Here is a 14,941-nt window from a genome sequence, read left to right as displayed (position 1 = left end):
CCCGCGGCGGGGGTACTAGAACACGAAAGTAGCAGCTACACCATGCATCCGACCAGCGCAGGCTCGGGATGAAGTGTGATAGCAAACACATCGCGAACGCCGTCGCGGACGATTCGTGCCAGCGCCATCACGTCTTCGGCAGTGGCTCCACCTCGATTCGTCAGGGCAAGCGCATGCTTGGTGGAAAGCCGGCACCGCGCGGTAGCGCCATCCAGCGACTCGTCCGGATACCCTTTGCTGAATCCGGCCCGCTCCACCAACCAGCCAGCCGCCAGCTTGACCCCGTCGGGTGCCGGATAGTGCGGCACCGCACCCTCGCCGCGATCGGCGGCCCACCGGGCCAGCCGATGATAGACGTCGGGTGCCACCACCGGGTTGGTAAAGAACGATCCGACGCTCCAGGTGTCATGGTCGGCCGCGTCGAGCACCATGCCCTTCCGTGCCCGCAGCGCCAGCACCACCTCACGAACCTCGTGCGGATCGGCGTGTTCGCCGCCGGTGACACCCAGGGCCGCCGTCAGTTCGCCGTACCTTAGCGGCGCACTGCGACCAGATGGATCCAGTGCGAACTCCACTTCCAGGACCACTCGGGGAGTCCGAAGGCCATCTGCCTCCCCACCAGAGTGCTTGAGCACACTGGTCCGGTAGCCGAAACCCAGCTCGCGCGCAGGCACCCAGCACACCTCGCCGCTGCCCCGGTCCAAGAGACGAACCCGAGTAATGGTGTCGGACACCTCGGCGCCGTAGGCGCCCACGTTCTGTACCGGAGTCGCACCGGCCGACCCGGGGATACCGGATAGGCATTCCAGCCCGCCGAGACCGTGCTCTAGGGCCTTGACCACGACGTCGTCCCACACCGCCCCTGCCTGCGCGCGCACGAGGTTGCCGTCAACCGTGATATCGCTGTTTGTCAGCCGGACCACGGTCAGGTCGGTCATGGTCTCTGCGATCACCAGGTTGGACCCGCCAGCAAACACCAACAGCGGACTGCCGGCGCTGGCCGTGGCCTCGGCATCCAGGTACTGCAGTGCTGCAACCACCTGTTCGGAAGTGGCGCAGGTAATTACCCGGCGGGCAATCGGACCGACACGCAAGGTGGTCAGTGGCGCCAACGGGACCTCATCGGCGACATGCGCACCGGCAAAGAGCGAACCGACCACGGCGTGTAACGGTAGCCTGACCAGCTATGCCGCGTTCATTTGACATGTCGGTCGATTACGAGCGCAGCGTTGAAGAAGTTCATCGAGCTTTCGGTGAACTCGACTATTGGCAGGGACGGCTGGCAGTTTCCCCTGTCGACGTCGCGACGCTGGAGTCGATGCAGGTGGGTGGTGAATCGGACACCGACAAGACCATCGAAGTGGTGACCCTGCAGACCATGCTCAGCCAGAACCTGCCTGGCTTGGTCACGCAGCTACACCGCGGCGACTTGTCCGTGCGACGCGAGGAGATTTGGGGTCCGGTCGACGACGGCACCGCAACGGCGTCGATTGCCGGGTCGATCGTCAACGCTCCCGTGAGCCTTCAGGGCATCGCCGTGCTGGCGCCAGCCCCTGAATCGGAGGCGGCCCGGCTGACGTACCGGGTCACTGTCCAGGTGCGTGTCCCGATTATCGGCGGCAAGCTGGAGAAAATCATCGGCACCCAATTGGCCGGCTTGGTTACCGCGGAACATCAATTCACCACCGACTGGATTGCCAACAACGCTGCGCGCTAGTTCCTGGTGCGCGAGGTTTATCCGGGCTCCATCGCCCGCCGTGACGAATGCGGGATCAGTTCCCGCGCTGGCCGTCAAGGAATGCGGTGACGAGGGCGTCCGGGTCAAACTTCGGCGCGATAATTTCGGCTCCGGTGCGCGCCCACAGGCCGACTACCATGAGTGGCGCGATAAGTGTGACGAGCTTCTGCACGGGGTCACCCGGCCTAAGCTGTCCTCGATCTTGATGTGTTGCAATCACCTGAACGGCGTTGAGCAGGTTCGGCGTGAACGCGGCCATCGCACCACGGAGTTCGGGGTGACGTGGAATTTCAACCAACAGCGTCATGACGGCACCACCGTAGGTTTCCACCGTCGCGGCGTAGGCCTGCACTAGTGCCACGAGGTCGGCCCTGACGTCGTCGGTGACCGTCACTCGAGCAAAAGGCGACTTCGCGAGAGCGTGCGTCAGCGCCGTGTTGATCAGGGTCGCCTTGTCGCCGTAGCGGCGGAACAGTGTGACCTCGTTGACCCCGCCTCGACTGGCGATCTCCTGGGTTGTCGTGGCCCGGTATCCGCGCTCGGCGAATACCCGGACCGTCGCGTCGAATAAGCCGTCTACGTCGATACGCCTGGGCATGTACCTCCGAACGCCGCGTCGATACCGGTAGTGGCTAGCATACCACTAATGCAAGTTATTACTTGCATTAGTGGTATGCTAGGTCGTCGGCGGGCTCGAACTGGACTCACCCACCTCCTCCTCACGCCGCAGGCGGCGCGCATCGTCGGCGGGCTCGAACTGGACTCACCCACCTCCTCCTCACGCCGCAGGCGGCGCGCATCGTCGGCGGGCTCGAACTGGACTCACCCACCTCCTCCTCACGCCGCAGGCGGCGCGCATCGTCGGCGGGCTCGAACTGGACTCACCCACCTCCTCCTCACGCCGCAGGCGGCGCGCATCGTCGGCGGGCTCGAACTGGACTCACCCACCTCCTCCTCACGCCGCAGGCGGCGCGCATCGTCGGCGGGCCTAAGCTGGCGCGCATGCGAATCGCATTGGCGCAAATCCTCAGCGGTACCGACCCTGAGGCAAATCTGCAGCTGGTGCGCGAGTACGCGGACACGGCCGCCGACGAGGGCGCGCGCCTCGTGGTATTTCCCGAGGCGACCATGTGCCGGTTCGGCGTCCCGCTGAGCCCGATCGCCGAGCCCGTTGATGGCCCCTGGGCCACCAGCGTCCGTCAGATCGCGGCCGAGTCCGACATCACCGTGATCGCCGGCATGTTCACCCCCGCCGACGGCGGGCGGGTGACGAACACACTCATCGCCGCGGGGCCGGGCACGCCCAATCGCCCCGACACCCACTATCACAAGATTCACCTCTATGACGCGTTCGGCTTCACCGAATCGCGGACCGTCGCACCTGGACACCAACCGGTAGTGGTCGACGTCGACGGCGTTGCGGTCGGGTTGACCATTTGCTACGACATCCGTTTTCCCGCGCTCTACACCGAACTAGCCCGGCGCGGAGCCCAGCTCATTACGGTGTGCGCATCGTGGGGCTCCGGTGCCGGCAAACTCGAACAGTGGACACTGCTGGCGCGGGCACGGGCACTGGACTCGATGAGCTACATCGCCGCGGCCGGTCAGGCCGACCCCGGCGACACGCTCGCGAGCTCGAAAGCGCCCACCGGAGTGGGCGGGAGCCTGGTCGCCTCACCGCTGGGCGAGACGGTTGCGGCGGCTGGTACCCGGCAGCAACTGCTAGTCGCCGACATCGACGTCGACAACGTCGCCGCCGCCCGCGACAACCTCGCAGTGCTGCGCAACCACTCACACTTCGTTCAGCTTGATAGGGCAGAATCGCGTGGGTGACTAACCCGCAAGGACCAGCGAGCGACCCAACAAAGTGGGCACGTCCCGGGGATCCAGGTCCTTCACCCGCGAGCGGGCGCGACCCTCACTCCCGTCCTTCGGCACAGTCCGATCCATCAACCGGGCGGCTTCGCCCCGGCGAGCCCGGCGGTGCTCGGGTCGAGGAATCACCGACTTTGCCTGCTCAGTCGCCGCAGCAGGCCGAGTCACAAACCGAACAACTGGCTGCCGCCAATGCCGCGGCGGCGCGACCCAGTTCCCAATCATCGCCCCGCACATCGGCGGCGCCATCGGCTCAGACGGCTAAGCCGCCGGAAGAGCCAGCAACGGTGAAAACCAAGCGACGCTCCCGTCGGGACCCGCTAACCATTTTTCTGGTCCTCATCATCGTCTTTTCGCTCCTGGTTGCCGGGCTGATCGCTGGCGAGCTCTACGCTCGCCACGTCGCCAATAGCAAGGTCGCCGAGGCGGTGGCATGCGAGGTCAACGATCAAGCCACGGCCTCGTTCGGGGTCGCGCCACTGCTGCTGTGGCAGGTCGCCACGCGCCACTTCACCAACATTTCGGTTGAGACCGCAGGCAACCAGATACGTGATGCCAAAGGCATGAAGGTCCAGATCACTATCCAAGACGTCAATCTCAAGTCGACGCCGAGCTCCCAGGGCACGATCGGCGCGCTGGATGCCACCATCACGTGGTCGTCCGAAGGCATCAAGGAATCGGTACAGAATGCGATTCCTGTGCTGGGCGCCTTCGTTACCAGCGCCGTGATCACCCATCCCGCCGATGGCACCATCGAATTAAAGGGGATGCTCAACGACATTGTGGCGAAGCCCAAGGTGTCCGGTAACGGCATCGCGCTCGAGATCATCAGTTTCAACACCCTGGGCTTTTCCTTGCCACGCGAGATCGTGCAATCGACACTCAACGACTTCACCGCCACCCTGACCAAGAACTACCCGTTGGGTATTCACGCGGACAGCGTGCAGGTCACCCCGACCGGCGTGATCAGCCACTTCTCCACCCGCGACGCCGCCATCCCCATCGGCACCCAGAACCCGTGCTTCGCCAACCTCTGACGTCGCCACCCTCGGGTCAATCCTGACTAAGCCCGTCCAACACCATTCGAGTGCCGGACAGCCCCAGCCTGGTAGCGCCCGCGTCCAGCATCGCGATGGCATCCGCGGCCGTCCGGATTCCGCCACTGGCCTTGACTCCAAGACGCCCGCCGACGGTCTCGTTCATCAGCTCGACCGCACGCACCGTCGCACCGCCGGCGGGGTGAAACCCGGTTGAGGTCTTGACGAATTCCGCGCCGGCCTCCTCGGCCACTCGACAAACGCCGGTCAGCGTTTGCGCATTCGCCTGACTGAGTAGCAGCGCAGACTCGACGATTACCTTGAGCACGGTCCCGGACGCGGCGGCGCGCACTGTCTCGATGTCTGATCGCACCGCATCGAAGTCACCTGCGAGCGCAGCACCGATGTCGATCACCATGTCGATCTCCCGCGCCCCCGAAGCTACGGCTAGAGCCGCCTCCCGCGCCTTGACCACGGACACGTGCTTACCTGACGGAAAACCTGCCACCGCCGCGACCCGCACGCCGCCCGCGTCGACCGCGACCGGCACCATCGGCGGCGACACACATACCGCGTAGACGCCCAAGTCTGCCGCCTCGGCAACCAGGGCGGCCACGTCAGCATTGGTGGCCTCGGGTTTGAGCAAGGTGTGGTCCACCAGCGCCGCCAGCTGCCCCCGACTGGGTTGACCCGACACTAGAACTGGCCATCGGTAGTCGAGGGCACCCGCACCTCAGCGCCGACCGGATTGCAGGCCGACGTGATCATCGCGACGTCATCGACGACCGGCCGCCAAGGCTCAAGGTTCCAGCTAGCTTTTCCGGGCTGCGCAATCTCGGCAAAGTTCCAGTGGCACATGAACTGTGCGTGCATGCCGACGGAGTCAGCATCGGGTGCGAGCGCGAGCACCTCCGCCCACGCCTCGTCGGCCGCGCCGCGAGGTCCGAGGTGCCCGGCCGCCGTGCGCCCCGATGTCGTGGGATAAATCCGCAGGCTTGTCAGAGATCGCCACTGTGTCCACTCGACGTGGCCGACGAACGGTGGATCCGCATCGGCCCCGGGGTCAGCCGCGGGACTCGCACCGGCAGGTCCTGCGCCCAACAAGGCGACGAACACCGCAGTCGACACCGCCAACAGAACTCTCATCCCGCCATGTCCTGCGCCCGTAATCCGCGCGAAATGATGTCGCGGTCGCCCCAGCATAGCTGCAGTCGAGTGCGTCGCTGGCGCGAGTTGCAACGCTTCGGGGGCGACGCGGCGCCGCAGTTGGTCGGTGCACACACCGCACCAGCGTTCCACTTCGTCGATCCAGCAGACACCGGCGGGGGCAGCGTGCCGCGCACAACGGGGATACGCGGTACTTGAGGCGGCAACGCCGTGCTGATCGGCAACGGCGGGACCGGCATCACCGCGGGCACCGGGGGCACCGGCGGGCTCCTGCTCGGCCAAAACGGGATCAACGGGTTGACCTAAACCCTTCGGCTCGCCGCGGGTCGAAGTGACAGGATTGCAGCCGCGTCAGGCGCAGGACGCTAGCGCGACTTACCTTGGATCTCGAGGAGCTTGGGCCGTACATCGACCAGATACACGCCGGCCGCACAAGCGGCTATCGCCATCCCCAGCACGCCGAAAACGAAGCCCAGGAAGGACGTCAACGCCACAGCCGCACCAAGGATCACCAACCACGCCGGCTTAGTCATCTTGTCGGCAGCCGTGTAAGCGTCCGGTCGTTGCATCGCTGCATGCACAAATGAGTACACCGCCGTCACCAAGACGGCGATCTGCAAGACCAACATGACGGTACCCACGAGGTGGTTCACACATTCAGCCTAAGCGGATTCCGTCCAATACGTCGACTCCGAGCCGCCCGGCGGGGCGGCTCGGAGTCGAGTGGATCAGCGGTCCGAGTGGATCGCTATTTCTGGGTGACCTTCTTGGCGGCCTTCTTCGCAGGCGCCTTCTTTGCGGCCGTCTTCTTGGCCGGAGCAGCCTTCTTGGCCTTCGCGGGAGCCGTCTTCTTGGCCTTGGCCGGGGCTTCCTTCTTCGGCAAGTCGATACCGACCAGCTTGGCGGCGCGCTCACCGACCGCGCGGGTCTGCGTCGCGACCGTCCCCAGGGCTTCCTGCGTCAGCTCGACAGCCTGGTCCACATAGCCCTCGGCACGCGCCGACACGTCCTCAAACCCCTGCTGAGTGCGCAGCCGGTCCAAAGCGGCCTCGCCGCGCTCGACCAACTCGTTGTAACGGCTCGTGGCGGCCTCGAGGTAGCCCTCGGCAGCCTTGCGCAACTCGTCCGTGGTGAACCTCTCGCGCAACTCGGTGATCTGCTCGGGCAGGTCCTCCTGCAGCTTGGTGATACGAGCGCGGCTCTCCTCAACCCGGCTGCGGGTGTCGGTGCGAGTCTCTTCGGCACGGTCGCGCAAGTTGGCGATCAGGTCATTGACAGTGGCCAGGGCCAAGTCGGCCGCGCCGAGCGCCGCGAGAAGCGGTGCCTTGAGGTCCTCGACATTCGTGTTGTCAGCCATGGTGTTCCCTTTCACTACTTTGGTTTCTTAGCTGGTGCTTTTACGTATTCGGTTTGAAAGTTGGTCTGGAAGTTGTAGCCGGCTCAGCCAGCAACTGACTTCAAAGAGATAACTTTCCCCTTCCTGTTGGGCTACCCGACAGCCGGCATCGTGGACATCACCAATGTGACTCGCATGATTGGCGATACCCGTGTCGGCTCGGATTGATCCGCCGTGGCCGAGCGCATGAATGTCGCTGACCTGGGCTAGCCAATCGTCGATGTCGGATCGCTCGGACTCTCCTCACTGGTGGCTTCGTTCAGCTGGGTGGCTTCGTTCTGCTGGGTGGCTTCGTTCTGCTGGGTGGCTTCGTTCAGCTGGGTGGCTTCGTTCTGCTGGGTAAAAGTCGCGTAGATATCGAGCAGAATCTGCTTCTGACGCTCGGTGATCGCGGTGTCGATGATGATCGCGTCACGCACCTGACTGGTCTCGCTGGGCTCAAGAATCCCAGCACGCACATAGAGAACTTCCGCTGAAACCCGCAACGCCTTCGCGATCTGGCTCAGCACGTCGGCGGACGGCTTGCGCAGTCCGCGTTCCACCTGACTGAGGTACGGATTGCTGACACCGGACCGCTCGGCAAGCTGCCGCACCGAGACGTGGGCTATCTCCCGCTGTGCTCTGATGAAGCTGCCAATGTCAGAGGCCACGTCGGAGGCCTTTGTGGACACCTTGGCGGCCAGCTTCTCCTCCGGCGGCATCGGTGTACTCCTAGAGTCATGTCCGGTATCGATGGCCCCAGCGTACGGACAGGTGCTTGCTTTTGCAAGCGCTTGTTAGCACCCACTCAGAACAGCCACTGCGCGATGGCGTAGATCGCCAGCCCGGCAAGCGCCCCGACCACTGTCCCGTTGATTCGAATGAACTGTAGGTCTCGACCCACATGCAGTTCGATGCGCCGACTGGCTTCCTCGGCATCCCAGCGCTCGATGGTCTCGGTGATGATCGCGGTGATCTCCACGCCATACTGCGAGACCAGATGCTGGGCGGCGCGCACCATCCAGTTGTCCACCTTGTCGCGCAGGTCAGCATCGTCGCGTAGGGACTCCCCGATCTGGATCACGGCCTCGGTGATCCGGGTGCGCAACGGGCTGGACGGGTCGTCGACACCCTCGAGGACCAGCTTCTTGAGTGTCTTCCACGCGGTCGCGGCGGCATCGGCAATCTCGTCGCGCGCCATCAGTTGCTCTTTCACCGCATCGGCGCGCGCAATGGTGGCAGGATCGTGCTGGAGATCTTCGGCGAACTCGAAGAGGAACTGGGTCGCCGAGCGGCGCAATTCGTGGTCGGGGTTGCGGCGAACCTTGTCGGTGAATTCCATCAACTCGCGATGGATACGGTCACCAACCAGGTGGTCGATAAATCGGGGCGACCAGCTCGGCGAATCACGCTCCACCACCCGCTCGATGACCACACCGGCGTTCAGCGACCACTGAAACGCCCGGTCGGCCAGCAGCTGGATCAATGCTTCCTGCCGATTCTCCGCCAGCAGTGTCGCCAGTACTCGGCCCACGGGCGGACCCCACTGAGGTTCGGCGATGCGGCGCACGATCATCCTGTCAATCACGTGCTGGACGTCTTCGTCACGGAGCAGCTCCACCAGCACCCGTAGCACCGTCGCAGTTTCGGTGGCCACCCGCTGGGCATGCGCGACCTCTGACAGCCACTTGCCCAGCCGGCTGGGCACCTGTGCATCCCGCAACTTGGCCTCCACAACCGTCGCGGACAGGAAGTTCTCCCGTATGAAGGTCCCCAGACCCTCGCCTAGCTGGTCCTTCTTACGCTTGATGATTGCCGTGTGCGGAATCGGGATGCGCAGCGGATGCGTGAACAAGGCAGTCACTGCGAACCAGTCAGCTAGCGCGCCCACCATGCCGGCTTCAGCGGCCGCACCGACGTAACCAATCCAGGTCGCGGTGGCACCTTGCGACTGCGCCCAGCGACACACCAGGAACACCACAGTGGCACCCACCAAGAAGCTCAGCGCCACCGCTTTCATCCGGCGCAACGCCACCCGCCGCTCGGCATCGGCCTCCGGATCGGCCCCGGCGAACGACTCCGCGAAAGATACTCGGGCCCGGCGCAGCCCAGTTGGCAACCTGCTCGAGTCCAACCCGCGCGACGGCGAGCCCGACACATCGGCTCTGTGTGCCACCACACCATCATCCGCTATTGCGGCAAGCAGTTGCGGCAAGCAGTTAATGTAACGGCAGTGCCTGTCGGGCCATCCGAGCCACGTGCGCATGCCGCCTGATGCGCCATAAAGACCCTCACAAGCCGTAGTATCAAGGCGTCTCATGAATGGCAATCGGCGAAAGTGGCAGAGGGTATCCCGGCCGTGACCGCGAAGACGGATGGCCGCAAGCGACGCTGGCATCAGCACAAGGTGGAGCGCCGCAATGAGTTGGTGGACGGCACGATCGTCGCCATCCGCCGACACGGCCGTTACCTGAGCATGGACGAGATCGCCGCGGAGATCGGCGTCTCCAAGACGGTGCTCTACCGCTATTTCGTCGACAAGAACGACCTGACGACAGCGGTGATGATGCGCTTCACGCAGACCACGTTGATCCCCAACATGGCCGCGGCGCTGTCATCCACCTTGGACGGCTACGACCTCACCCGCGAAATCATTCGGGTCTACGTCGAAACCGTGGCGGCCGAGCCAGAGCCGTATCGCTTCGTGATGGCGAACAGCTCGGCCAGCAAAAGCAAAGTGATCGCCGACTCAGAGCGAATCATTGCCCGCATGATCGCGGTTATGCTGCGCCGCCGCATGCATGAGGCCGGGATGGACACCGGTGGGGTGGAGCCGTGGGCATACCTGATTGTCGGGGGCGTGCAATTGGCCACCCACTCGTGGATGTCGGACCCGCGGATGACTAAAGACGAACTGATCGACTACCTCACGATGCTGAGCTGGAGCGCATTGTGTGGCATCGTGGAGGCCGGCGGATCACTAGAGAAATTCCGGGAGCAGCCACATCCCTCGCCGATCGTGCCGCCCCGCGAAGAGGTCTAGCATCCAGGCCTTCCCGATATGGGCGGGCAGGCGCACCTCCGGGATTCCGGCTGACCTCCGGCAAGCGACGACGGCCCCGGCGCGGCCCAGGATGCAGCTAGAACAGGCCAGAACAGCTAGCATGCAGGAGGTGCACCCGGTGGCAATCGGGGTGCCCCGGGGCCTGCGCCTCGCAGGTACCGGACACAGAAAGGCTCAATATCGGTATGTCCGTGCAGCTCACACCGCAGTTCGGCAATGTACAGGCCCACTACGATCTGTCCGACGACTTCTTCCGGCTGTTCCTCGACCCCACCCAGACGTACAGCTGCGCGTATTTCGAACGCGACGACATGACACTTGAAGAAGCGCAGATCGCCAAGATCGATCTGGCACTGGGCAAACTCAAGCTCGAGCCCGGGATGACGCTGCTCGATATCGGCTGTGGCTGGGGCGCGACGATGCGACGCGCAATCGAAAAATATGACGTCAACGTCGTGGGTCTGACGTTGTCCGAAAACCAGGCCGCGCACGTCCAGAGCATGTTCGACGAGATGGACACCCCGCGCACCAGACGCGTCCTACTCGAGGGCTGGGAGAAGTTCCACGAGCCGGTCGACCGCATTGTCTCGATCGGCGCCTTCGAACACTTTGGCCACCAGCGCTATCACCATTTCTTTGAGGTGACCTACCGCGCGTTGCCGGAAGATGGCGTGATGCTGCTGCACACGATCGTGCGCCCCACCTTTCGGGAAGCCAGGCAAAAGGGTCTGCCGTTGACGCGCGAAATCGTGCACTTCACCCAATTCATCCTCGCGGAGATCTTCCCCGGCGGCTGGCTACCGTCGATCCCCACGGTAGAAGAGCACGCCGAAAAGGTCGGTTTCAACCTCACTCGGATCCAGTCATTGCAACTGCACTATGCGAGGACCCTCGACACCTGGGCGGCGGCCCTTGAAGCCAATAGGGAACAAGCCATCGCGATCCAATCGCAAAAGGTCTACGACAGCTATATGAAGTACCTGACGGGGTGCGCGAAGCTGTTCCGCCAGGGTTATACCGACATCAACCAGTTCACCCTGGAAAAGTAACCAACACAAGCCAGCAGCGGCGTCGTGACCGCAAGCCGGCGGCCACGACAGATAACCAGACGGCTAGCAAGACGGCTAAGCAGAGCCGATGTGTAGTCCGGCTTAAGCCTGATGCGCCGATGCGCCGAGGCCCACCCGCTCACACGAACCGGCCCGAACACGCACATAATCCCCCAGCTGGACCCGCGACAAGTCGGCGAGATAGCAGCGCGGCATTTCGCTACTTCGTCAAAGTGAACTGCCCAATGTTGCTAATGCCCTTGCGGAAGAAGTTTTCGCACCCGGTCAGATAGTGCATGTACTTGTCGTATATGGCTTCAGACTGCATGGCGATGGCTCGGTCTTTGTTCGCTTTCAGGTTTGCCGCCCAGATATTCAGCGTCCGCTCGTAGTGCTTTTGCAACAATTGGACTCTTTCGACGGAAAAACCGGCCGCCTGTGCGAACTTGAAAATGTCTTCCTGCGCCGGCAACTGTCCACCCGGGAAAATTTCGGTACCGATGAATCGCATGAATCGGATATCGCTCATCGTCACCTTGACACCCATTTCATGCATTTGTTTCTGGGTATAGGTGAGAATCGTGTGCAACAACATCCGGCCATCGTCGGGAAGGATGTTATAGGATCGCTCGAAGAAGGCCGAATAGCGCTCCATCTTGAACGCCTCGAAAGCACCGATGGTGACGATCCGGTCGACCTTGTCCTCGAATTCCTCCCAACCTTGCAATCGCACCTCCACGGAGCGCTCGGTCGGGATCTTCGCGAGTTTGGCCTTGCTGTACTCGAACTGATTGCGACTGAGGGTAATACCAATGACGTTGACGTCGTACTTCTCTATCGCTCGCTGCAGCCCGCCACCCCAGCCGCACCCGATATCGAGGAGCGTCATCCCGGGCTCTAGATTCAGTTTGCCCAAGGCGAGATCGAACTTCGCGTTAGACGCCTCTTCCAAAGTCATGTCATCGCGTTCGAAGTACGCGCAGGTGTAGGCCATCGTGGGGTCAAGAAATAGCGCAAAAAACTCATCGGAAACGTCATAGATGGATTGCGACTCTTCGTAAAAAGGCCTCAAGTCAGTCATGTGTGGAAATGCCTCTCGTCTGCTGATCGCGAAAAATACTACCGGATACCGACAACCGCTGTCACACGATCACGGCTTGGCCGCCGGAGCCCGGCGAACCGGGCATAAGGGGCGCCTGCGGCCGGCTCGGAAGCTTCAGTACGTGTAGAAACCTCGACCCGATTTTTTGCCCAACCGGCCCGCCTCAACCATCCGCAGCAACAGCGGAGGCGGCCCGTACTGCGGCTCCTTGAATTCCTCAAACATCTTGTCCGCAATCAACTTGAGCGTATCCAGGCCAACAAGGTCGGAAAGCCGCAGGGGTCCCATAGGATGCGACAGCCCCGCGACGACTGCCTTGTCGACATCTTCGATGGTGGCAAATCCCGCCTCGACCATCCGGATCGCCGACAGCAAGTACGGCACCAGTAGCGCGTTCACCACGAAGCCGGACCGATCCGAACATCGAACGACCTGTTTGCCTAGGATCGCGCTGGCAAACTCTTCGGTGCGGGTGGCGGCAGCCTCGTCGGTGGCCAGGGTGCAGACCAACTCAACCAGCGGCAGCACCGGGACCGGATTGAAGAAGTGCAAGCCCAGCACACGCTGCGGATGCTTGGTCGCCGCAGCGATTTTCATGATGGGGATGCTGGAGGTGTTCGACGCGAGCACCGCGTCGGGATCGGTGACCACTTGGTCCAGTTCGGAGAAGACTCGGGCCTTGACGGCCTCGTCCTCCACAATGGCTTCGATCACAAGCTGCCGGTCAGCAAAATCGCTCAGGTCAGTCGTGAACGACAACGTGGCGAGCGCACGGTCGCGCTCGCGTTCAGTCACTTTGCCCGCGCTGACGCCGCGCTCAAGAGACTTCACAATGCGGTTGCGTCCGGCGGTGATCAGCGCCTCGGTGCCTTCGAAAACCGCCACGTCGACGCCGGCACGCGCGCAGACCTCGGCAATGCCCGACCCCATCTGCCCAGCCCCGACAACCCCGACCCGCTGAATCGCCGCATCGCTCACAGTTTGTTCTCTTTCCTACGAATGGTGTCCGACAGCGCAACAGGCCCCGCCCAGGTTGGCTGGGCGGGGCCTATGCTACTTCCCCAGCGGCGAGCAGCCGCTCAGTGGAACTGGCCCTCTTCGGTGGAGCCGGCCAAAGCCGTCGTCGACGACGTCGGGTCCACCGTGGTGGCAATCCGGTCGAAGTAGCCCGCACCAACTTCGCGCTGGTGCTTGGTGGCCGTGTAGCCGCGCTCCTCGGCGGCAAACTCACGCTCCTGCAGTTCGACGTAGGCGCTCATCTGGTTGCGCGCGTAACCATAGGCCAGATCGAACATCGAGTAGTTCAGGGCGTGGAAACCGGCCAGCGTGATGAACTGGAACTTGAACCCCATAGCACCCAGCTCTTTCTGGAACTTCGCGATGGTGGCGTCGTCGAGGTGCTTGCGCCAGTTGAACGATGGCGAGCAGTTGTAGGCCAGCATCTGGTCCGGGAACTCAGCCTTGACGCTCTCAGCAAACTTCTTCGCCAGCTCCAGGTCCGGCGTGCCGGTCTCCATCCAGATCAGATCAGCAAACGGCGCGTAGGCCTTGGCGCGCGCGATGCAGGGCTCGAGGCCATTCTTCACGCGGTAGAAGCCTTCCTTGGTGCGGTCGCCGGCAATGAATCGGCGGTCGCGCTCGTCGACATCGGAGGTGATCAACGTGGCCGCCTCGGCATCAGTACGCGCGATGACAACGGTCGGCACGTCTGCGACGTCAGCCGCCAATCGAGCCGAGGTCAGGGTGCGAATGTGCTGCTGAGTGGGGATGAGCACCTTGCCACCCAGGTGGCCGCACTTCTTCTCGGATGCCAGCTGGTCCTCCCAGTGCGAACCGGCGACACCAGCGGCGATCATGGCTTTCTGCAGCTCGTAGACGTTGAGCGCACCACCGAAGCCCGCCTCACCGTCGGCGACGATCGGCACCAACCAGTTGCCGACTGAACGGTCGCCTTCGACTTTGGCAATCTCATCGGCGCGCAGCAATGCGTTGTTGATACGCCGGACGACCTGGGGCACCGAATTGGCTGGGTACAGGCTTTGGTCGGGGTAGGTGTGGCCCGACAGGTTGGCGTCGCCGGCCACCTGCCAACCAGACAAGTAGATCGCCTTGAGGCCGGCGCGCACTTGTTGGACAGCCATGTTGCCGGTCAGCGCGCCCAGCGCGTTGACGAACTCCAGGTCGTGCAACTGCTCCCACAGCACTTCGGCGCCACGGCGTGCCAAGGTGTGCTCCTCGACGACGTGCCCCTGAAGGGCCACGACATCCTGGGGAGTGTACGTGCGGGTGATGCCCCGCCAGCGCGGGTTGTGGTCCCAGTCGTGCTGGATCTGCTCAGCGCTTTTCGGGGTGCCAACGACAGACATCGGGCTGCTCCTTCATGCTCTTCCGGGCCTATCACCAGGCCGATGAACGGCTGACAACCATCCATGGCTGGTGAATCGGCTGTTGAATGCCGGACCATCTTGCGGCGGCGCCGGGACTCAACTTCACTTGCGTGCTAAGTCGACGATGGCACAGCTCATCGACATCGT

The 14,941-nt window shown here is 63.2% G+C and carries 16 protein-coding genes; 5 read left to right on the top strand and 11 right to left on the bottom strand.

Annotated elements, in window-relative coordinates; all coding sequences use genetic code 11:
• Positions 1-35: 35 nt before the first annotated feature.
• On the bottom strand, positions 36-1,160 hold the full coding sequence (locus F6B93_RS03260; RefSeq protein ID WP_211697717.1) for a UDP-N-acetylmuramate dehydrogenase: 1,125 nt from the start codon (positions 1,158-1,160) through the stop codon (positions 36-38).
• Positions 1,161-1,186: 26 nt separating this feature from the next.
• On the opposite strand from F6B93_RS03260, the gene F6B93_RS03255 reads away from it, so the two are divergent.
• Positions 1,187-1,717, top strand: coding sequence for a DUF2505 domain-containing protein (locus F6B93_RS03255; protein WP_211697716.1), 531 nt, complete (start codon positions 1,187-1,189; stop codon positions 1,715-1,717).
• Positions 1,718-1,772: 55 nt separating this feature from the next.
• On the opposite strand, the gene F6B93_RS03250 is transcribed toward F6B93_RS03255, so the two are convergent.
• Positions 1,773-2,336: a TetR/AcrR family transcriptional regulator gene (locus F6B93_RS03250; RefSeq protein WP_211697715.1), complete on the bottom strand. Its 564-nt coding sequence runs from the start codon at positions 2,334-2,336 to the stop codon at positions 1,773-1,775.
• Positions 2,337-2,740: 404 nt separating this feature from the next.
• Here F6B93_RS03250 and F6B93_RS03245 point away from each other — a divergent pair, with 404 nt between their 5' ends.
• Both F6B93_RS03245 and F6B93_RS03240 read left to right on the top strand, forming a co-directional pair.
• A complete protein-coding gene (locus tag F6B93_RS03245; protein ID WP_211697714.1) occupies positions 2,741-3,571 on the top strand; it encodes a carbon-nitrogen hydrolase family protein in 831 nt (276 codons plus the stop codon).
• On the top strand, positions 3,568-4,650 hold the full coding sequence (locus F6B93_RS03240) for an LmeA family phospholipid-binding protein (RefSeq protein WP_211697713.1): 1,083 nt from the start codon (positions 3,568-3,570) through the stop codon (positions 4,648-4,650). Before F6B93_RS03245 ends, F6B93_RS03240 begins: the two co-directional genes overlap by 4 nt.
• A gap of 16 nt (positions 4,651-4,666) precedes the next feature.
• Here F6B93_RS03240 and deoC read toward each other — a convergent pair whose 3' ends face one another.
• The 6 genes from deoC to F6B93_RS03205 form a co-directional block, all read right to left on the bottom strand.
• The gene (deoC, locus tag F6B93_RS03235) at positions 4,667-5,347 is read right to left on the bottom strand and encodes a deoxyribose-phosphate aldolase (protein WP_211697712.1); all 681 of its coding nucleotides are present in this window, start codon (positions 5,345-5,347) and stop codon (positions 4,667-4,669) included.
• The gene (locus F6B93_RS03230) at positions 5,347-5,796 is read right to left on the bottom strand and encodes a DUF2599 domain-containing protein (protein ID WP_211697711.1); all 450 of its coding nucleotides are present in this window, start codon (positions 5,794-5,796) and stop codon (positions 5,347-5,349) included. Before F6B93_RS03230 ends, deoC begins: the two co-directional genes overlap by 1 nt.
• Positions 5,797-6,182: 386 nt before the next feature.
• The gene (locus F6B93_RS03220; protein ID WP_211697710.1) at positions 6,183-6,470 is read right to left on the bottom strand and encodes a DUF2516 family protein; all 288 of its coding nucleotides are present in this window, start codon (positions 6,468-6,470) and stop codon (positions 6,183-6,185) included.
• A 95-nt stretch (positions 6,471-6,565) separates the two neighbouring features.
• Complete coding sequence (gene hbhA, locus F6B93_RS03215; protein ID WP_211697709.1) at positions 6,566-7,174, bottom strand: heparin-binding hemagglutinin HbhA; 609 nt, start codon at positions 7,172-7,174, stop codon at positions 6,566-6,568.
• Between the two features lie 245 nt (positions 7,175-7,419).
• Positions 7,420-7,914, bottom strand: a complete 495-nt coding sequence (locus F6B93_RS03210; protein WP_211697708.1) for a helix-turn-helix domain-containing protein — start codon at positions 7,912-7,914, stop codon at positions 7,420-7,422.
• An 86-nt stretch (positions 7,915-8,000) separates the two neighbouring features.
• The gene (locus tag F6B93_RS03205) at positions 8,001-9,371 is read right to left on the bottom strand and encodes a DUF445 domain-containing protein (RefSeq protein ID WP_211699243.1); all 1,371 of its coding nucleotides are present in this window, start codon (positions 9,369-9,371) and stop codon (positions 8,001-8,003) included.
• Between the two features lie 159 nt (positions 9,372-9,530).
• Between F6B93_RS03205 and F6B93_RS03200 the strand changes: the two genes are divergently transcribed.
• Entirely contained in the window at positions 9,531-10,235 is a 705-nt protein-coding gene (locus tag F6B93_RS03200; RefSeq protein WP_211697707.1) for a TetR/AcrR family transcriptional regulator, read from the top strand.
• A 206-nt stretch (positions 10,236-10,441) separates the two neighbouring features.
• Positions 10,442-11,305: a cyclopropane mycolic acid synthase PcaA gene (gene pcaA / locus F6B93_RS03195; protein ID WP_211697706.1), complete on the top strand. Its 864-nt coding sequence runs from the start codon at positions 10,442-10,444 to the stop codon at positions 11,303-11,305.
• 220 nt (positions 11,306-11,525) lie between these two features.
• Here the strand turns inward: pcaA and F6B93_RS03190 are convergent, their stop codons facing one another.
• From F6B93_RS03190 to aceA, 3 genes are all read right to left on the bottom strand, one after another.
• Positions 11,526-12,386 (bottom strand): cyclopropane mycolic acid synthase family methyltransferase, encoded by an 861-nt coding sequence (locus F6B93_RS03190; protein WP_211697705.1) that lies wholly within the window; start codon positions 12,384-12,386, stop codon positions 11,526-11,528.
• 135 nt (positions 12,387-12,521) lie between these two features.
• Complete coding sequence (locus F6B93_RS03185) at positions 12,522-13,385, bottom strand: 3-hydroxybutyryl-CoA dehydrogenase (protein ID WP_211697704.1); 864 nt, start codon at positions 13,383-13,385, stop codon at positions 12,522-12,524.
• A 101-nt stretch (positions 13,386-13,486) separates the two neighbouring features.
• Positions 13,487-14,773, bottom strand: coding sequence for an isocitrate lyase (gene aceA, locus F6B93_RS03180; RefSeq protein ID WP_211697703.1), 1,287 nt, complete (start codon positions 14,771-14,773; stop codon positions 13,487-13,489).
• Positions 14,774-14,941 lie beyond the last annotated feature (168 nt).

The organism is Mycobacterium spongiae, assembly GCF_018278905.1.
Taxonomy (GTDB): domain Bacteria; phylum Actinomycetota; class Actinomycetes; order Mycobacteriales; family Mycobacteriaceae; genus Mycobacterium; species Mycobacterium spongiae.
This window is presented reverse-complemented; position numbering and strand designations above follow the sequence as displayed.